The organism is Streptomyces mesophilus, from assembly GCF_040300965.1.
Classification (GTDB): Bacteria; Actinomycetota; Actinomycetes; order Streptomycetales; family Streptomycetaceae; genus Streptomyces; species Streptomyces mesophilus_A.
The window spans coordinates 29,131-46,563 of record NZ_JBEPEW010000023.1; the positions used below are offsets into that span (position 1 = coordinate 29,131).

A 17,433-nucleotide genomic window follows, 5' to 3' on the forward strand; every position below is an offset into this window, starting at 1 on the left:
CCCCGTACCGGTACCCATCGCGGCCCCTGGCCCTCCCCTGGTGCCGTAGTGCGTGATGGTCCGATGCGGGTGGATGTACGACGGTATTGATGTTTGGGACTGTATGGCAAGACCTGGAACGTGGTCCTACATTTTTTCCGCTAATGCCGGAGTTTTCCGCTCCGCCCCTGTGTGAGCTGCGATCGGAATCGTCCGGCTCTTTTGAGCAATTTGTCGGCCGACTCGAACCATTCCGGCCGGCTGTGCACGGTGTTGCGCAGCGCGCGGACGGGGGCGCGGCGCGCCCGATGTCCGTACGCCACCGGGTGACGACGCGTCACCCAGCCCTCGGACACGGTGAGTTCCCGTGTCTTGAGGGAGTCCTTGTATTCCTTCTGGCCCCGCCCGAGGTCGAGATACGCGATCCCTTCGGCGGCCGCGGCCTCGGCCATCCGCAAATGCAGCAGAAGGCCGGGGGAGTACTTCGCGAAGTCCGGGTCGTACGCGGGGAACCAGCACGCGAGCACACGCTCGGAGCGCAGTCCGAAGTGCGCGGCGACGGGCCGGCCGGCCGCGTACAGCACGGAGAGCTGAGCGGCGAAGGCGGCGGAGCGGGTGTGGAAGAGCCGCTCGACGAGGTCGTTGATCCATGGCTTGGCGAAGCGGTCGCTGCGACCGGTCCTGCGGTACTGCGCCGACTTCCACGCCTTGAGCGTGCGCAGCGCGGCGGGATCGCGCTCGTCGTGCACATAACGCACGGTGGGATGGTCGCGGTCGAGCTTGCGGCCCTTGGCAAGGGTCCGGCCGGTGAACTTCGGCGAGCGTGCCCGGAGTTCGGCCAGATATGTCTCGTATCCCTGGTCGATGTCCATCACTGGTGAGGCGAAGTACCCCGTGCGGGTCGCTTCGAACGCGGGCTGCCGCTCCACCAGGTGGTCGTACTCCCAGACCGACAGTGAGCAGGCCTTCAGCAACTCCTGGGCGTCCCAGGTGAATCCGGGTGCGTGCACGACGCCCTGGCAGTCGGAGAGTCCGAGACCCACTGCGCGGCCCACGCCTGCGGTCGTCCTCTCGTACGGGAAGAAGGCGACGGGTTCACCGGCCTCGCGGGTCACGGCGATGCGCACCCCGCGTCGGGAACGGCCCACCGAGAGCGCGAACTCGGGGGACAGGAACGGATTGCCCAGGCCCGGCAGGCCGTGCAGATGCGCCTTGGACTGCATCGCGGTCCATGCCGCCCGGTCGGCGCTGGTCAGTTCGCCGGGGCGGTACACGCTGATGTCCATTTCTGTGGATCCGCCCTACTACTCGGAGCTCTTCGTCGTACGCCGCAGATGTACGGGGTGCTTCCGCGTGAGCAGTGCGAGTGCCCCGATCACCAGGGACAGCCCGCACACCGCGACCATGCCGCCACGCACCGACCACATGTGCATGGCCAGCATCGCTTGTGCCACAAGGAGGTTGAGTGCTGCTCCACCCATAAAGGACGCCACGATGCGCCCCCACGGTTGCAGCCCGTTCAAAGCGAGGGCGATGGCTCCGGATGGGGCGCCGAGCAGCAGGGCGAGGGTGAGTGGTCCGCGTAACGGAGAGTCCAGATCGCCGAAGGCGAGAATCGCGCCGAGCACCACCACCGCGGTGGCCGCGCCGGCGAACAGCAGGGCCAAGTCGCCCGAACGCGGGCGTTCCTGGGCCGCTCTGCCGTCCCCTGATGAGTTGTCGCTGTCGTTACCGATCGTCTGCATTGGCGACTTTGCCCCCCAGCGCGCCGGATGCCGGGCTTCACTCTGGCCCGCGTCCCGACGGCCCGTCAAGACAGCGCGGGAGGTTGTGATCTGTCTGTGTGTGAACCTCTCTGCGCGGAATATTCATGGCATGCACACTCCCCGTGACATATGAGGGCTGGTACGACAGTTGTGGCAGAGATCCTGCTAAGGGAGGTTCCATGAGACCAGCCCGTATCACGGCCTATGTCACGTCACTCCTCCTCGCTCTCGGACTCGCCCTCACCGGTGCGGGTCCCGCGGCCGGCGCACAGGCGGCGGCAGAGCACTATGTGGCCCTCGGCGACTCGTACTCCTCGGGTGTCGGGGCCGGCAGTTACGACAGCGCGAGCGGCAACTGCAAGCGCAGCACCCGTGCCTATCCGCAGCTGTGGGCGAACGAGAACGCCCCGGCCTCCTTCCACTTCGACGCTTGTTCGGGCGCCACCACGGACAATGTCCTCAACTCGCAACTCGGCCACCTGAGTTCGACGACCAGCCTCGTCTCGATCTCGATCGGCGGCAACGACGCGGGCTTCGCCGATGTGATGACCACCTGCGTCCTGCAGTCGGAGAGCTCCTGCATCAACCGCGTCAACCAGGCCAAGACCTACGTCGACACGACCCTGCCCGGCCGCCTCGACAACACGTACAGCGCGATCCGCTCCCGTGCGCCGGGCGCCCATGTCGTGGTGCTCGGCTACCCCCGCTTCTACAAACTGGGCGGCTCCTGCCTCGCCGGTCTCACGGAGAACGAGCGGGCCGCCATCAACAGCGGTGCCGACCATCTGAACGCCGCGATCGAGAAGCGCGCCCTCAACAGCGGCTTCACCTGGGCCAGTGTGGTGCCCGCCTTCACCGGCCATGAGATCTGCTCCGGCAGTCCCTGGCTGCACAGCGTGAAGTGGACCAACATCGGCGAGTCCTACCACCCGACCGCCTCCGGGCAGTCGGGCGGCTATCTCCCCACGTTCAGGGCCGTCGCGTAAGCCCCGACTGCTGCTGAGCGTTGGGTGTGTACGTGCCCCCGCCGCCGTCGGTCGGGGGCACGTCCTCGCATGTGATGGTGTACGAGACCGTGTCCGACTGCGCGGTCACGGGTTTGCGGACTTCGACCTTGAGCGTCCCCTCGTAGGCGCCCTCGGCGGGGTGGGCCACCTCGACGTGGTTGATCTCCTGTGTCTTGGTGTCGGAGAAGTCGAGGCTCTTCCAGCCGGCGTCCGTGGTGCCGGCGGGTTCGGCCACCCACCGGTATTCGACGGTCACGGGCACGCGGCCCACGGTGAACGTCGCCGTGAAGCGCGGGTAGTCGGCGTCGGCCGGCGGACAGGTGCCGGTGTAGTCCTCGTTGGCGCGCTCCAGGGTGACTGTCACGGAGTGTTCGACGGGCGGGGTGGTCGTCTCCTCGCCGCCGCTTCCGCTTCCGTTGTCGCCCTCGCCGTCCCCGTTGGAGTCCTCGGTCGACGGATCGGCGGTGCCGGGGTCGTCGCCGCCCGTGTTGTCGGTGGAGCCCCCGTTGCCCCCCTGCGAGGTGCCGCCTTGCGAACCTCCGCTCGAACCCCCGCCGTTGTCCCGGTTCAGCAGGGCGTACGCGAGTCCGCCGAGCGCGAGCAGCAGTGCGGCGATCCCGGCGACCAGCACAAGGGCCGCGCGGCGCGGACGGTCGCCGGACCCCGCCGTGGTCATGCCGGCGCTCGTCGTGGCGGCCGAAGAGGCCAGCGGGACGGAGGCGTAGGGGGTGGTCGGCTCCCGCAACGGCGGCGGGGGAGTGGGCGCCGCGACCGTCGGCATGTAGGGGATCTGGGAACCCGTGGTGGGCTGACCGCCGGCGCCGACGATCCGCAGATCGCGTTCCGCGTCGGCGGCGGAGAGCCGCTCGGCCGGATCCTTGCGCAGCAGCCCCTGGATGACCGGGGCGAGCGCTCCGGCCCGCCGTGGCGGCGGCAGCTCCTCGTCGACCACGGCGCGCAGCGTCGACAGCGGGGTGTCCTGGCGGAACGGCGAGTGGCCCTCGACGGCCGCGTACAGGAGCACGCCCAGCGACCAGAGGTCCGACTCCGGTCCCGGTGTGCGGCCCAACGCCCGCTCGGGCGCGAGGAATTCGGGCGAGCCGATCACCTCGCCGGTGATGGTGAGCGCGGAACTGCCCTCGACCATCGCGATACCGAAGTCGGTGAGGACCACCCGGCCGTCGTTGGAGAGCAGCACATTGCCGGGCTTCACATCGCGGTGCAGGACCCCTGCCTCGTGCGCGGCGCGCAGCGCGCCGAGGATGTCGGCGCCGATGTGCGCGGCACGCTGCGGCGGCATCGGGCCCTCGGCGTCCAGCACATCGGAGAGCGAGAGCCCCCGGACCAGTTCCATCACGATCCAGGGGCGGTGGTCCTGCATCGCCACGTCATAGACGGTGACGACGCCGCGGTGCGAGATCCGAGCCGCGGCCCAGGCCTCGCGCTCGAGCCGCGCGTACATCCGCTCGACGTCCCGCGTGGGCAGTCCGGCGGGTGCACGGACCTCCTTGACGGCCACCTCGCGGTGCAGCACTTCGTCGCGCGCCCGCCACACCGTGCCCATGCCGCCTTCGCCGAGCGGGCCGAGCAGCCGGTAGCGACCGGCGATCAGCGGCTGTTCCCCTGCGCCGCCTGCAGTAGCGCCCGGCACATCACTCATGGGTGACCCCCCATCCGCAGCCGAGCCAATCCACCCCAAACTAGCTCAACCAAGCGCAGTTGCCGCCCCCTTGAGCATCAATCCACACATGAGGACGAAGACCGGCGGACGCTCCTGCCCACGCTCACGCGCCGCCGAGCCGGTCGAGCACCGCACGCGCGTGCCGCGCGCCGACCGGGGAGAACCCGGGATCCAGGTCCAGGGCCGCCGACAGGGAGCGCCGGGCCTCGGTGTCCTTGCCGAGCGCGGCCTCGATCACCCCGCGGTGGTAGCGCAGCTCCGCGTCGGGCAGCCCCGTCGCCGTGGCCCGGCGTGCGTAGGCGAGCGCTTCGTCCGAGCGGCCGTCGGCATGCAGCGCCCACGCGAGGGCGTCTGCGGTGTGCACGGTGCGGCGGCGCTGCCACTCGGCGAGCGCCGCGGACACAGCCGCTTTCCCTTCGCCGCGGGCGGCGGCCATGTGCGCCGTTTCGAGGTCCATGTTCACCCCGCGCACGCGCTCCTGCGCGACCTGCTCCGCTGCCAGGGTGTACTGCTCGCGCGCCGCCTCCTTGCGCCCGGTCACCTCGTACAGTTCCCCGAGCAGCTCCACCGCACCGGTCAGCGGCGTCTTCCGTACGAGCTCGCGCAGATCCCGTATCGCGGCGTCGAGTTGACCGAGTGCCGCCTTCGCCCGTGCCCGCCCCTCCAGGGCCGGCGGGTGGCCGGGGGCGGCCGTGAGGGCGGTGGCGTAATGACGCAGGGCGGTGCGGTAGTCGCCCTGGTGGCGGGAGAGTTGGCCGAGTTCCGTCGCCACGTACGCGCGGTCCGCCGGTGAGGTCGCCGTGGCGAGCGCCCGGGTGAGGACCTGGCGTGCCCGGCCGGTCTCGCCGCGCAGTTCGAGGACGTACGCGTAGCGCGTGAAGACAGGGATGCCGGGCTTGCGGGAGTCGGCCTCCTGCGCCGCCTTCCAGGCCGCCGGGTAGCGCCCGAGTTCGACGAGTGCGTCGATGTGCAGGGCCAGCGCCCGTTCGTTGTACGGGTTGGCGGCCAGCGTCTCCCGTACGAGACGCAGGGCGCCCGTGAAGTCATGGCGTGCGGCCGCGAGGGCGGCCCGGCCCGCGAGGGCCGCGTCGTAGCCGGGCCGCAGTTCGAGCGAGCGGGCCAGGGCCCGCTGGGCGAGCGGGTAGCGGGTCGGGTCGCCCTTGACGCGGGCCTGTTCCACGTAACCCGTGCCGAGCGCGGCCCAGGCGGTGAAGTCCTTGGGCTGCGTGGCCAGTTGGGCCTCGAGCGCGGTCACGGACCGGTCGAGGTCGTCCCCGCCGAGCCGCGCCGGATCCGCCACCGCGATCCGTGCGGGCGGCGCGGGCGACTGTGAGGAGTCGATGGTCAGCGAGCCGACCGTGAGGGCGCAGGCGAGCACGACCACCGCGCCCACCGACTTGCCGAGCTTGCTGGGAGCCATGGCCCCGTCCCTTCAGGAAGACAGTGGTGGGCGTGGCCCGCTCGGGGGGAGCACGAGCGGGCCACGCCGGTCGAGGAGGTTCAGATCACGCGGCGGCGCATCCGCCACCAGGTGAGTCCGAGACCGATGAGCAGCACACCCGCACCGGCCGCGGCGGCCGAGGCGATGAGCACCGCCGAGTCGTCCCCGGAGGCCGAACCGGCAGGGGTCGTACCGCCGTTGAGAGCGGTGCGCGGCGAGGAGCCGGCGCCCTTGTCGGCCGTGTCGCCACGCGAGCCCGACGTGGGCAGCGCCACGTACGGGAAGGTGTCGCCGAACTTCATGTCGTTGGCGTCGACCGCGTCGCCCAGATCGTTCTTCTGGCCGACCAGTTCGCCCTCGACGACCTGCAGCGAGATGTCCACCACGTCGTCGGCGAGCCGGCGTCCGTTGGGGTAGCCCGCGTTGTCACCGTCGAGCACCCCGAGCCGCTTGGGATCGGCGGACGGCGGGATCGAGGTGTTGAGGCGCAAGGCCTCGGCGGGACGGACATTGGGCGGCATGTTGAGGCCCTTGACGCCGGTGAGGAAGACCGACACCAGGTCGTTGCGGGGCTCGGCCGGAGCCTTGATCTTGTAGATCGACTCGATCAGCTTCGGCAGTTCGGGCTTGGTGACGTACGGCAGGAAGTCCGCGTCGTTCCAGGGCGAGGACGCGTTGAACTTGTCCTTGTCCTTCATCGGCACGACGACCTCGTTGACCAGCGGCATCCCGAGCCGGGACACCTGGGTCCACTTGCCGCTCGCGTTCTTGCGGCTGGTCGTCGACCAGACCGAGACCACCGGCTGCTTCTTGGACTGCACGAGCTTCGCGGTCGGCACCTGCAGGGCGACCGTGTTGACGTTGTAGCCCTTGAGCGTGTCCCGGCCGACCTCCGAGAGATCACCGCCGTACAGGAGGTCGAAGACCCTCAGGTCCAGGAAGAAGGGGTCGTCCGCCTGTCCCACGTACGAGGTGGATCCGTCGCCGAGCTGCCGGGTCGCCTGGTCGCGCAGCTTCTTGTAGTTCGGCATCGACGCCTTGCCGACGTTCGACGGCGCGATCGGCAGATCGTCCGCGATCTTCGTCGTGGACACGATCCGCTGCTTGTCCAGCTTCAGTACGTCGATGTCGTACGTCTGGTTCACGTTCAGGTCGGGATCGTCGAGCGAGGTCACCGGGCCTGTGTTGTACAGGAAGGTGTTGCCGTTCCTGAGCTTGGTGTCGAAGGTCCAGCGGTACAGCAGATCGCCCTGGGCGTCGCCGTCGCTGTCTATGTGGATGTCGTAGCGGCCGTCCTCGGGGAACGGGTAGAAGTTCGGGCCGCCCGCGGGCTCCTCGAACGGCACCCAGTTCGCCACGAGCGTGGTGGTGTCCGGCTTGTCGGGGCTCACGAACGCGTACACGTCCGTGTTGTCGTACTCGGGCTGCCCCGAGATCAGCGGCGCCTCACGGTGGCTGGAGGCCCGTGCCTGCCCCGGTTCGAGCAGGCTCACACCGGCGGCCGCGAGTCCCCCGGCCGCCAACGCACCACAGAGCAGAGCGGCCAGGGACCTGGGTCCCGGCTTGCTCCCGGTGAGTGCTGTCATCGCGTCCGTCCTCTTGGTCGGGCCCCGCGCCGAGTGGTGCGGGGCGTTCCGTCGGAGGCCATTCGGGGCCCGGGGCGCGGCGGATTGGGCCCGGGACGCATTCGTTCGGTCCGGGACACATCCGTGACAAAGCCGGGCGGCGCCTGAGGGAGAAGGCGGGAGTCCCGTGCGGGGAAGAGCCATCCGTTCCGCGCCCAGTGACGAATCAGCGGGACGGGACGACGCCGGACGAGGCCTGGGGGAGCGCATGGTGACGAGCACGCGAGGCAGGGACCGCAGGGGGGCGGACGAGCTGCTGCCGAAGGTGGCAAGTGGTGACCAGGGCGCCTTCGAGGACCTGTACGGCCTGGTGTCGGGGCAGGTCTACGGCCTCGTGCGGCGGGTGCTGCGCGACCCGGCCCAGTCCGAGGAGGTGGCTCAGGAGGTGCTGCTCGAACTGTGGCGCAGCGCCGGGCGGTTCGATCCCGAACGGGGCAGCGCCCTGGCCTGGATCCTCACCCTCGCCCATCGCCGCGCCGTCGACCGGGTCCGTGCCGCTCGTGCCGCGAGCGACCGCGAGGAACGGGTGGCCCGCCGTGCGCAGACCCCCGCGTTCGACCACGTCGCCGAGGAAGTCGAGGCCGGTCTCGAACGCGAGTGGGTGCGCCGCTGCCTCGACCGGCTCACCGCACTGCAGCGCCAGTCGGTGACGCTCGCGTACTACGAGGGCTATACGTACCGGGAGGTCGCCCACCGTCTGTCGGTGCCACTGGGCACGGTGAAGACCCGCATGCGGGACGGACTGATGCGGCTGCGGGAGTGTCTGGGCGGGGGAGCGGCGTGATGCGCGCCTCGTTCTCCGGGCCGCATTCGCTGGCCGGCCCCTACGCCCTGGACGCGCTGGACGGGCGCGAACTGCGCCGGTTCGAGCGCCATCTGGACCGCTGCGCCCCCTGCCGGGAACAGGTGCGCGCCCTGCAGACGGACACGCTCCGGCTCGCCCGGGCCACCTCGGGCACGGCACCGGAAGGGATGCGGGACCGGGTCCTGACCGCCGTACGCACCATGGAACAGGAACTTTCCCCGCGGCGGCCCGCACCGCGGTTCACCCCGCGCCTGGCGCCCGTCGCCGCCGCGGCCGCGACGCTCGCCCTGATCGCCGCCGCCCTGCTCGGGGTCCAGCTCGCTCGCACACAGGAGCGCCTCGACCGCGAACAGGCGCAGGCCCGTGCGATCGCACAGGTACTTGCGGCGCCGGATGCCCGTACGACGGGTGAACGATTTCCGGACGGCAGCGCGGTCGCGGTGGTGTCCTCACCGGAGCTCGGCCGGGCGGTGGTGACCGTCAGCGGACTCGGCGCACCGCCGCGTGGCAAAGATCACCAACTGTGGCTGACGGGGGCGGGAAACCCCCGGTCACTGGGCCTGCTCGACGGTGACGAACCCCTGGTCGCAAGGGACTTCCGAGGCCGTGCCACCGTACTCGCGGTCACCACCGAACCCGACGGCGGATCCCCCGCGCCGACCGGCCGGCCGCTCGTCCAACTCGCCCTGGAATCAGCCGTATTCGGGGAGTAATCGTCAACCTCCTTATCGTGCAGGTGAATCATGCGACCGGGATACACGAGTGTCATGAGGGGGCGATAGGGTTAACCTGCCCGGGCCGGGTGCCCTCGTATGGGTGGGGAGTGACATGGAACAGATAACAGTGCGCAGCAGGGCGCGAGTCCCTGCCATCACGTGTGGGAGCAGCGCGACCAGCTCGCGCCTCGACCGCCATCTCGCCGTGCTGGGCGGTCCCGCCGTCCCGCAGCGTGAGGTGGCCGAGGCGACGTCGCTGATGCGCGAGCTCACCTCGCGTGAGGTGCCGCGCGACCGCACGAGCAGGGGCGCCCGGGTGCGTCGGCTCTCGCTGTTCGCGCCGCTGCGCAGGCTGACCCGCTCGCTCTTCGGCGGCCATTGAGCCGGCGGGCGTCCGGCGTGATCCGTCCCCGGCTCTTCGAGCGGGGGATGCCCACTGCCCGCGTCCGCGCGGGCAGTAGTCCACCTTCGGCACGGGCCCCAGGTCCGTGAACTCCGCACGGGCCCCGGGTCCGTGCACCGGCCCGCGCTCAGGCGATCACACCCTCCCGGCGCAGCGCTGCGATCTCGGCGTCCGACTTCCCCACGGCACGCAGCAGCGCCTCGGTGTGCTCCCCGAGCGCGGGCACAGCGCCCAGCGCGGCCTGTGAACCCGGCAGATTGATGGGCGGCAGCAGGGTCCGCAACGGTCCCACCGGTGAACCCACCTCCCGCCAGCGGTCACGTGCCGCGAGTTGCGGATGCTCCGCCACCTCGGCGACATCCCGCAGCCGCGCGCAGGCGATACCGGCCGCCTCGAGCCGCGCGATCGCCTCGTCCGCGGTCAGCTTCCCCAGCGCCTCGCCCACCAGTGCGTCCGTCGCGCCGCGACGCGCGGTCCGCTCCGCGTTCGTCGCGTACGCCGGGTCGGTGCCCAACTCCGGCTGGCGTAGGACCTGTTCGGCAAGACGCCGCCACTCCCGGTCGTTCTGCACCGAGAGCAGCACGCGGGCGCCGTCGGCCGTCGGATAGGCGTCGTACGGAGCGATGACGGCGTGCGCGAGGCCCGTGCGCGCCGGGGGTGTGCCGCCGTGCATCGTGTGATGCAGCGGATGCCCCATCCACTCCGCGAGCGCCTCCAGCATCGAGATCTCGACCGGCCCTCCACGCCCCGTGGTGCCGCGCCGCACCAAGGCGGCAAGAACGCCCGAGAACGCGTACATGCCGGCCGCGATATCGGCCGCCGGAATCCCCGACTTGACGGGCTGCCCGGGAGTGCCGGTGACCGAGACGAGACCGGCCTCGCACTGGACGAGCATGTCGTACGCGCGCTTGTCCGCGTACGGGCCGCCGGCGCCGTATCCCGAGATGTCCACCGCGATCAGGCGGGGGTGCCCGGCGCAGAGCGCGGCCGCGTCGAGGCCGAGCCGGGCCGCCGCGCCCTGGGCGAGGTTCTGCACGAACACATCGGCCCCGGCGACGAGTTGGCGTACGACGGCGAGGCCGCGCGGGTCCTTCAGGTTCACCGCGAGGGATTCCTTGCCCCGGTTCGCCCAGACGAAATGCGAGGCGAGACCGCGCGCCGCCGTGTCGTAACCGCGGGCGAAATCGCCGCCGTCGGGCCGCTCGACCTTGATCACGCGGGCGCCCAGATCGGCGAGCTGACGGGTGGCGAAGGGGGCGGCCACGGCCTGCTCGACGGCGACGACCGTGATGCCGTCCAGGGGGAGGGGCGAGGCCCCGGCGAGGGGCGGGGGTGCGGTGAACATGAGAGTGATCCTGAACCCCGCGTAACACCTTTGTCATCCATGGATGTTGACGAGGCAACTTTTCGGGTCCATGGTCCTAGCTGATCACTTGCCTGTTACACCCATCCTCGTCCCCCGGAGGTACGCGTGTGTGACCTGCACGACCAGCATGAACACCAGACCCTTGCCGAGCACGGACAGCCGGTCCTCAGCCGACGCCGGATCATGCAGCTGCTCGGCGCCGCGGGCGTCACCGCCGCCGCCATGACCGCCGAGGCGGACCCGGCGATGGCCGCGGCCGACAGCGCTCCGGCCGAAGCCGCCGCGTACACCGCACCCGAAGGCCTGGCCGAGGACAGCCCCGCCAAGCAGGCGGCGCTCGCCTGGATCGACGCCAACGCCTCCCGTGTCACCGGACTCAACTCCGAGATCTGGGAGAACGCCGAGCTCTCCCTGCGCGAATGGAAGTCCTCGCTCGCGCAGGCCGAGTTCCTCGAACGCGCCGGATTCGAGGTCGAGTTCGGCACGGCCGGGTTCCCCACGGCGTTCACCGCGACCTTCCGGCAGGGCAAGGGCGGTCCGGTGCTCGGCTTCAGCGGCGAGTACGACGCGCTGCCCGGGCTCTCGCAGAAGAAGGGCGTCGGCCACCACGACCCCCTGGAGTACATCCACGACCCGTTCGCGCCCAGCTACGGTCCCGGCCACGGCTGCGGGCACAGCGCCCTCGGCACGGCGGCGGCAGCGGCCGCGGCGGCGGTCGCGCGGGCAGCGCGGGAGCAGAAGGCGCCCGTCACGGTGAAGTTCTTCGGCTCGACCGCCGAGGAGACGCTGATCGGCAAGACGTACGCGGTCAGCAAGGGTGTGTACGAGGGTCTCGACGCCTTCCTCGACTGGCACCCCTCCACAGCCAACGCCACGGGCTGGGGCACCACCACGGCGATGACCGCGGTCACCTTCACCTTCCTCGGTGTCGCGGGCCACGGCGGCACCCCGCTCGGCAACAAGTCCGCGCTCGACGCGGCCGTGATGATGGCAACGATGTCCGAGTTCCTGCGCGAGGAGAACCTGGCGCCCAGCGGCCGGCTGCACTGGGTGATCAACAACGGCGGCGACATCCCCAACGTCACCCCGGAGATCGCCGAGATCTCCTACTACGTACGCGAAGGAAGTCCCGCGCGGGTGCAGGTGCTGCTCGACAAGGTGATCGCGGTGGCCGAGGCGGCCGCGAAGGCCTCGCAGACCAAGGTCCAGCACAAGATCACCTCGGCATGCTGGAACCAGCTGCCCAACAAGGCGTTCGCGGAGCTGCTGCACGAGAACATGAAGCAGATCGGCGCACCCGAGTTCGGCGCGGACGCGCACAAGCTGGCCAAGGAGCTCCAGGAGTCGCTCGGTCTGCCGGCCAAGGGCATGCATGCCGAGATCGCCGAACTCACCCCGCCCAACCCGGTGTTCATGGGCGGCGGCTCCACCGATGTCGCCGACATCAGCTGGAACGTGCCGACCGTGTCGATGGGCGCCGCCCTCGCCCCGATCGGCACGAAGATGCACACCTGGTCCACGGCGTCCTGCGCGGCCGCGGCGCCCGGGCAGGCGGCGGTCGTCGCCGCGGCCAAGTACCTCGCGGCGACCGCGGTCGATCTGGTCACGCAGCCGGAGCGCCTGAAGGCGGTCAAGGACGAGTTCGCCGAGCGCACCAAGGGCGTCGACTGGAAGACGGCGCTGCCGGACGGCTATGAGCCGCCCATGTACGAGCCGCCGTCCTGGTTCCTCAAGCGCACCGGCCAGAAGTGGCCGCCGTCGAACATCACCTGGCCGCCGAAGAGGGTGGTCTCGCAGGAGAAGTTCGCGTCGCTGGGTCCGGAGCCGGCGCCGCAGAAGTAGCGGGTCGGGGCGGGAGCGTGCGGTGCGCCCCGCCCCGGTCGGTGCACCCCTCGGCGGCCTAGGGTGACCCTCGTGTCCGAGTCCGCCGCCTCCGTGCTCCTGCCCGTCGACGCCACGCTCGGCGTCGTGCTCGCCGTCCTGCTCGTGGTGGCCGTCGCGGTCGCCGCGTACGCACGGCTCTCCCCGGACGACAGCGGCGGCCGCGCACGGGAGATCGCCGTGGCCGGGGTGCGGGCGACGGTCCAACTGGCCGCCGTCTCGCTGCTGATCGGCTGGGTGGTGCGGTCGGTTCCGCTGCTGCTCGCCTTCGTGCTGCTGATGTTCTCGGTGGCGGTACGCACCGCGGGGCGCCGTATCACCGGCAACTCCACGTGGTGGTGGGCGGCCGCCCCGATCGCGGCCGGTGTCGTGCCGGTCGTCGTGGCTCTGCTGCTCACCGGACTCGTCCCGCTCAAGGGCATCGCGCTGATCCCCATCACGGGCATCCTCATCGGCGGTGCGCTCACCGCCACGGTGCTCGGCGGCCGCCGTGCCCTTGACGAACTCCACACGCGTCGCGGTGAGGTCGAGGCCGCGATGGCCCTGGGCATGCTCGATGCCGAAGCCCGTCTCGAGATCGCCCGCCCGGCCGCCTCCGACGCCCTGCTGCCCGGACTCGACCAGACCCGCACCGTCGGACTGGTCACCCTGCCCGGCGCGTTCGTCGGCATGCTCCTGGGAGGTGCGTCACCGGTCCAGGCGGGTGCGGTGCAGCTGTTCGTCCTGGTCGCGCTGCTCGCCGTACAGGTTGTGGCGGTGGCGGTGGCGCTCGAACTGGTGGCGCGGGGGAGGCTGCACCGGGGCGTGCCGTAGTCCCTCGGCGCTACGGCAACGAGCGGACGAACCAGGCGATTTCACCCGCCTTTTCCTCCGTGACCACGCGATCCCGCTCGAAGCCGAGCTTCTCGATGACGCGGAGCGAGGGGGTGTTCCACGTGCCGATGGTCGACCAGAGCCGCTTCCGCCCGGTCGCGGCAGCGGCAGCGAGCACCGCGCGGGCCGCTTCGGTGGCGTAGCCGCTGTTGTGCACGCGCCGGAACAACTCATAGGCGATCTCGGGCTCCTCCAGGCTGGAGCGGCCGATGATCAAACCGCAGTAGCCGATGAAGTCGCCCTCACTGCGGCGCTGGATGGCCAGCAGGGCGATCCCCGTGGTCTTCGTCGCGGTGAGCATCTCCGCGATGTCGTCCCGGACGGACTCCACGGTGAGTGTCCTGCCGTTGTCGCGCTCGCCGACGAGGTCGCGGAGCTCCTCGGCGTCCGACTCATCCCACGGCCGCAGTATCAGCCGCTCGGTCTCCAAGCGGTACGGCATCGTCTCGTACGTCGTCATGCCCCCACTCTGCCCCACCGGCCCGAGGCCCCTCAGAGCAGGGCGAACTGCCCGCCCGGCCCCTCCTCGTGGTGATCCAGGACGGAAGCCGGACGACGGGCCGCCTCGGGGACCGGCAGCACGCCGGCCTTGTGCAGGGCCTTCGTGCCGAGCGGGTCGGCACCGGCCGCTGCCGTCAACTCGTCCTGCCGGGGCCGCAGTTCCGCGAGCAGGGCCAGGACCGTGATCAGTTCGAGCAGCTCCGAGGTGCGCTCCTGCGGCCACACGCGCGGCCCGATCGCCTCGAGCTCCCCGGGCTCGGCCGTCTGCGTGCGGCGCGCGAACCACAGCTCGAGCACCCGGACACCGCTGACATGGAAATCCCAGGCCTCCGCCGGTACGGGGGAGATCCGGCCGTCCCCGATGTGCAGGGCCTCCTCGTCGCGGTCGTAGAGCAGCTCGGTGGGGTTCGGCGGAAGCGCGGCGCGTACGTAGGGGCGGCGGCCGCCCGGCAGCTTGGGGCGCTCACCGGTGCGCAGATGGAGCCAGAGGATGCGGTGGCCGAGCTCGACGCCGTGGGCCCAGATGTCCGGGTCCGAGGGCAGCGGCACGCGGACGCCGTCGGAGCCGTTGCGGCCGGTGGCCAGGGCCCAGGTCAGCAGGTGTTCGGGGAGGATCTCGCGGCCGTACTGCCCCGCAAGGAACTCGCGCAGGCCGGGTGCGAGATTCGGCTCCGTGCCGCCGGGCCTGCGGTAGAGGGGCAGGATGCGGCCCGGGCGTCCGGCCGGTGAACGGCCGTCCGGTATCAGGGCGGTCGCGAGCAGCGCGGGCCCGCTGCCGTCGGGAACGTAACCCTGCTCGACGAGGAAGAGCTGCTCGGGACCGGCCACGCGCCACAGCTCGGGCCGCGCCACGTCGATCAGCCGGTGGTCGGCTATCAGCCACTGCTCGTCGAACGGTCCGTGCAGGATCTGTACGGGCGCCGGACAGGGACCGGACGCGGAGGCGAGCGGCCCGGTGCCCGCGGGATGGCCGGGAAGCTGGGCGACGGTGGTGCGCAGGGTGCGTGACCGGCTCGGCTTGAGCAGCGCCTCGCGCGAGACGCCTTCTGCTCGTACGAACGTGTCCCAACGCGCTTTCAGGGACGGCGAATCCGGCGCCAGCGGCCAGCCGCGCCCGATGCGCAGGGGCGCGACGGACCAGGGCATGAGGTCCTTGAGCAGCGGCGCTTCTTCTTGCGTCACGGTCAGCATGGTACTCAGGGGCGATCCGCCGAGCCCGGCGTCCTAGTGAGCGTCCAAGGTCACCGTGAAGGAGAACCGGTCGCCCCGGTACAGAATCCTCGCCACATCCAGCGCGCATCCCTCCTCGTCGAAGGTCACGCCCGTGTAATGCAGGATCGGGCTGAGCAGCGGGACTTCGAGGAGGCGGGCCGTCTCCGGATCGGCCAGGCGGGCCTCCACCGTGTCGGTGATCCGGCTGATCTGGACGCCCACGCCGTCGCGCAGCACCTTGGTCATCGGCCAGCGCAGCAGATCGTCCGGATCGATGCGCTCGGCCAGATCGGGGCGCACGAAATTGCGGGCGTGGTTGGTCGGTTCACCTGTCGCCTCGTCGCAGCGCAGCCGGTGATACGTGGCGACCTCGGTGAAGTCCGGGAAGTACTCGGCGAGTTCGCTGTCCACGGGCGCCTTGCCGTGGTCGAGCAGCCGGGTGATCATCCCCGACTGCTGCGCCACGATCGCGTCCACCGAGCCGAGCAGCCGCACCGGCGCACTGCGCGTCGCGCTCGGCTCGATGAACGTGCCGCGCCGCCGGTGCCGGCTGATCAGGCCCTCGTCCTCGAGCTCCTTGAGCGCCTGCCGCATCGTCAGCACGCTCACGCCGTAGTGCAGCGCGAGCTGTTCCTCGGTCGGCAGCCGCAGCGGCGCCTCCGGGGAGCGGCCCAGTATCGAGGCCCGCAGGGACTGCGAGACCTGATACCAGAGCGGCAGCTTGCGGTTCAGGACGATCGAGTCCGGGGCGAAAGCGGTCACTGGCAACTCCGATCCGGTCGCGGCTGCGTCAATGCCGACAAGAAGACGTAGCGCTCTCACGGCGCTCTTACGGCCTGAAGTGCCGTTCGAGACCCTGCCACACATCGTCGTAGGACGTCTGCAGATGGTCGGCGCCTTGGGCCTGCCCGGTGAGCGTCACCGGCCAGCGTGTCTCGAACATGAACGCGAGCCCGTCGTCGATCTTCTGCGGCTTCAGCTCCGCCGCCGAGGCCTTCTCGAAGGTCTCGCGGTCGGGCCCGTGCGCGGACATCATGTTGTGCAGCGAGCCGCCGCCCGGCACGAACCCTTCGGCCTTCGCGTCGTACGCACCCTCGATGAGGCCCATGTACTCGCTCATCACATTGCGGTGGAAGTACGGCGGCCGGAAGGTGTCCTCGCCCACCAGCCAGCGCGGCGCGAAGACCACAAAGTCGACGCCCGCGAGTCCGGGGGTGTCGGTGGGGGAGGTGAGCACCGTGAAGATCGACGGGTCGGGGTGATCGTAGGAGATCGTGCCCATGACGTTGAAACGGCGCAGGTCGTAGACGTACGGGACGTGGTTGCCGTGCCAGGCGACGACATCGAGCGGCGAGTGGTCGTAGGTGGCCGTCCAGAGGTTGCCGCAGTACTTGTTGACCACCTCTACCGGGCCTTCGACATCCTCGTACGCGGCCGTCGGCGCCTGGAAGTCACGGGCGTTGGCGAGACCGTTGGCGCCGATCGGGCCCAGGTCGGGGAGCTGGAACGGGGCGCCGTAGTTCTCGCAGACGTATCCGCGTACGGAGTCGGCGAGCGGTTCCACGCGGAAGCGGACCCCGCGCGGGATCAGCGCCACATGGCCGGGCTCGGCGTGCAGCAGCCCGAACTCGGTACGGATCAGCAGACCGCCCCGCTCGGGCACGATCAGGAGCTCGCCGTCGGCACTGCTGAACACCCTGCGCCGCATAGGGGAGTTGGCGTGGTAGAGATGCACCGCCATGCCCGTGCGCTGGGTGGCGTCACCGTTGCCGCCGAGGGTCCACAGGCCGGCGACGAAGTCGGTGCCGGGAGCCGGGTCCGGCAGCGGGTTCCAGCGCAGCCGGTTGGGGTCGGGCGTCGTTTCCGTGAAGGGCGCCGTGCGGATATGGCCGTTGTCGGTACGCGTGAAGGCGGGGTGCGCGGCCGAAGGGTGGATGCGGTACAGCCAGGAGCGGCGGTTGTGGGCCCGCGGCTCGGTGAACGCGCTGCCGCTGAGCTGCTCCGCGTACAGACCGAGTGGTGCGCGCTGCGGTGAGTTGCGGCCGACGGGCAGCGCACCCGGCACCGCCTCGGAGCTGTGCTCGTTGCCGAAGCCGGTGAGATACGTGAGCTCCTGGGCCGTCTTCCTCGCCTGCTCGATGCCGTTCATGGTGGCGCTCCCGGTGCGTTAAGGAATC

General features: G+C 70.7%; 16 protein-coding genes. 6 read left to right on the forward strand and 10 right to left on the reverse strand.

Translation table 11 applies throughout. The annotated features are described in order from the left end of the window. Positions 1-140: 140 nt before the first annotated feature. Both ABT367_RS11635 and ABT367_RS11640 read right to left on the reverse strand, forming a co-directional pair. A complete protein-coding gene (locus tag ABT367_RS11635; protein ID WP_352252045.1) occupies positions 141-1,265 on the reverse strand; it encodes a GNAT family N-acetyltransferase in 1,125 nt (374 codons plus the stop codon). An 18-nt stretch (positions 1,266-1,283) separates the two neighbouring features. After that, a complete protein-coding gene (locus ABT367_RS11640; RefSeq protein WP_352252047.1) occupies positions 1,284-1,724 on the reverse strand; it encodes a hypothetical protein in 441 nt (146 codons plus the stop codon). A gap of 200 nt (positions 1,725-1,924) precedes the next feature. Between ABT367_RS11640 and ABT367_RS11645 the strand changes: the two genes are divergently transcribed. Further along, a complete protein-coding gene (locus ABT367_RS11645; protein ID WP_352252049.1) occupies positions 1,925-2,731 on the forward strand; it encodes an SGNH/GDSL hydrolase family protein in 807 nt (268 codons plus the stop codon). Here ABT367_RS11645 and ABT367_RS11650 read toward each other — a convergent pair. The 3 genes from ABT367_RS11650 to ABT367_RS11660 form a co-directional block, all read right to left on the reverse strand. Next, the gene (locus tag ABT367_RS11650) at positions 2,715-4,412 is read right to left on the reverse strand and encodes a serine/threonine-protein kinase (protein ID WP_352252051.1); all 1,698 of its coding nucleotides are present in this window, start codon (positions 4,410-4,412) and stop codon (positions 2,715-2,717) included. The genes ABT367_RS11645 and ABT367_RS11650 overlap by 17 nt on opposite strands. A 124-nt stretch (positions 4,413-4,536) precedes the next feature. Next, complete coding sequence (locus ABT367_RS11655; RefSeq protein WP_352252053.1) at positions 4,537-5,853, reverse strand: tetratricopeptide repeat protein; 1,317 nt, start codon at positions 5,851-5,853, stop codon at positions 4,537-4,539. An 80-nt stretch (positions 5,854-5,933) separates the two neighbouring features. After that, a complete protein-coding gene (locus ABT367_RS11660; protein ID WP_352252055.1) occupies positions 5,934-7,460 on the reverse strand; it encodes a DUF4331 domain-containing protein in 1,527 nt (508 codons plus the stop codon). Between the two features lie 247 nt (positions 7,461-7,707). Here ABT367_RS11660 and ABT367_RS11665 point away from each other — a divergent pair, with 247 nt between their 5' ends. From ABT367_RS11665 to ABT367_RS11675, 3 genes are all read left to right on the forward strand, one after another. Next, positions 7,708-8,283 carry a sigma-70 family RNA polymerase sigma factor gene (locus ABT367_RS11665; RefSeq protein ID WP_352252057.1) on the forward strand — a complete coding sequence of 192 codons (576 nt, stop codon included), beginning with the start codon at positions 7,708-7,710 and terminating at the stop codon, positions 8,281-8,283. Then, entirely contained in the window at positions 8,283-9,017 is a 735-nt protein-coding gene (locus ABT367_RS11670; RefSeq protein ID WP_352252059.1) for an anti-sigma factor, read from the forward strand. Before ABT367_RS11665 ends, ABT367_RS11670 begins: the two co-directional genes overlap by 1 nt. Before the next feature lie 115 nt (positions 9,018-9,132). After that, a complete protein-coding gene (locus ABT367_RS11675) occupies positions 9,133-9,402 on the forward strand; it encodes a hypothetical protein (protein WP_352252061.1) in 270 nt (89 codons plus the stop codon). 148 nt (positions 9,403-9,550) lie between these two features. Here the strand turns inward: ABT367_RS11675 and ABT367_RS11680 are convergent, their stop codons facing one another. Then, complete coding sequence (locus ABT367_RS11680; RefSeq protein ID WP_352252063.1) at positions 9,551-10,768, reverse strand: CaiB/BaiF CoA transferase family protein; 1,218 nt, start codon at positions 10,766-10,768, stop codon at positions 9,551-9,553. Positions 10,769-10,894: 126 nt separating this feature from the next. Here ABT367_RS11680 and ABT367_RS11685 point away from each other — a divergent pair, with 126 nt between their 5' ends. Together ABT367_RS11685 and ABT367_RS11690 are read left to right on the forward strand one after the other, a co-directional pair. Then, positions 10,895-12,631 carry an amidohydrolase gene (locus ABT367_RS11685; protein WP_352252065.1) on the forward strand — a complete coding sequence of 579 codons (1,737 nt, stop codon included), beginning with the start codon at positions 10,895-10,897 and terminating at the stop codon, positions 12,629-12,631. 93 nt (positions 12,632-12,724) lie between these two features. Beyond that, on the forward strand, positions 12,725-13,483 hold the full coding sequence (locus ABT367_RS11690; RefSeq protein WP_352252129.1) for an ABC transporter permease: 759 nt from the start codon (positions 12,725-12,727) through the stop codon (positions 13,481-13,483). A gap of 10 nt (positions 13,484-13,493) precedes the next feature. On the opposite strand, the gene ABT367_RS11695 is transcribed toward ABT367_RS11690, so the two are convergent. The 4 genes from ABT367_RS11695 to hmgA form a co-directional block, all read right to left on the reverse strand. Further along, complete coding sequence (locus ABT367_RS11695) at positions 13,494-14,003, reverse strand: GNAT family N-acetyltransferase (RefSeq protein ID WP_352252067.1); 510 nt, start codon at positions 14,001-14,003, stop codon at positions 13,494-13,496. 32 nt (positions 14,004-14,035) lie between these two features. Further along, on the reverse strand, positions 14,036-15,235 hold the full coding sequence (locus ABT367_RS11700; protein ID WP_352252068.1) for a type ISP restriction/modification enzyme: 1,200 nt from the start codon (positions 15,233-15,235) through the stop codon (positions 14,036-14,038). A 33-nt stretch (positions 15,236-15,268) separates the two neighbouring features. Then, a complete protein-coding gene (locus ABT367_RS11705; protein WP_352252070.1) occupies positions 15,269-16,018 on the reverse strand; it encodes a GntR family transcriptional regulator in 750 nt (249 codons plus the stop codon). A 67-nt stretch (positions 16,019-16,085) separates the two neighbouring features. Next, entirely contained in the window at positions 16,086-17,405 is a 1,320-nt protein-coding gene (gene hmgA, locus ABT367_RS11710; RefSeq protein ID WP_352252072.1) for a homogentisate 1,2-dioxygenase, read from the reverse strand. Between the last annotated feature and the right edge of the window lie 28 nt (positions 17,406-17,433).

What these genes read in the sequence shown, in the direction of transcription:
- ABT367_RS11650 (WP_352252051.1), bottom strand. Translation starts at nt 4,412, where the DNA reads ATGAGTGATGTGCCGGGCGCTACTGCAGGCGGCGCAGGGGAACAGCCG.
- ABT367_RS11660 (WP_352252055.1), bottom strand. Translation starts at nt 7,460, where the DNA reads ATGACAGCACTCACCGGGAGCAAGCCGGGACCCAGGTCCCTGGCCGCT.
- ABT367_RS11675 (WP_352252061.1), top strand. Translation starts at nt 9,133, where the DNA reads ATGGAACAGATAACAGTGCGCAGCAGGGCGCGAGTCCCTGCCATCACG.
- ABT367_RS11695 (WP_352252067.1), bottom strand. Translation starts at nt 14,003, where the DNA reads ATGACGACGTACGAGACGATGCCGTACCGCTTGGAGACCGAGCGGCTG.
- ABT367_RS11635 (WP_352252045.1), bottom strand. Translation starts at nt 1,265, where the DNA reads ATGGACATCAGCGTGTACCGCCCCGGCGAACTGACCAGCGCCGACCGG.
- ABT367_RS11645 (WP_352252049.1), top strand. Translation starts at nt 1,925, where the DNA reads ATGAGACCAGCCCGTATCACGGCCTATGTCACGTCACTCCTCCTCGCT.
- hmgA (WP_352252072.1), bottom strand. Translation starts at nt 17,405, where the DNA reads ATGAACGGCATCGAGCAGGCGAGGAAGACGGCCCAGGAGCTCACGTAT.
- ABT367_RS11665 (WP_352252057.1), top strand. Translation starts at nt 7,708, where the DNA reads ATGGTGACGAGCACGCGAGGCAGGGACCGCAGGGGGGCGGACGAGCTG.
- ABT367_RS11640 (WP_352252047.1), bottom strand. Translation starts at nt 1,724, where the DNA reads ATGCAGACGATCGGTAACGACAGCGACAACTCATCAGGGGACGGCAGA.
- ABT367_RS11700 (WP_352252068.1), bottom strand. Translation starts at nt 15,235, where the DNA reads ATGCTGACCGTGACGCAAGAAGAAGCGCCGCTGCTCAAGGACCTCATG.
- ABT367_RS11655 (WP_352252053.1), bottom strand. Translation starts at nt 5,853, where the DNA reads ATGGCTCCCAGCAAGCTCGGCAAGTCGGTGGGCGCGGTGGTCGTGCTC.
- ABT367_RS11670 (WP_352252059.1), top strand. Translation starts at nt 8,283, where the DNA reads ATGCGCGCCTCGTTCTCCGGGCCGCATTCGCTGGCCGGCCCCTACGCC.
- ABT367_RS11680 (WP_352252063.1), bottom strand. Translation starts at nt 10,768, where the DNA reads ATGTTCACCGCACCCCCGCCCCTCGCCGGGGCCTCGCCCCTCCCCCTG.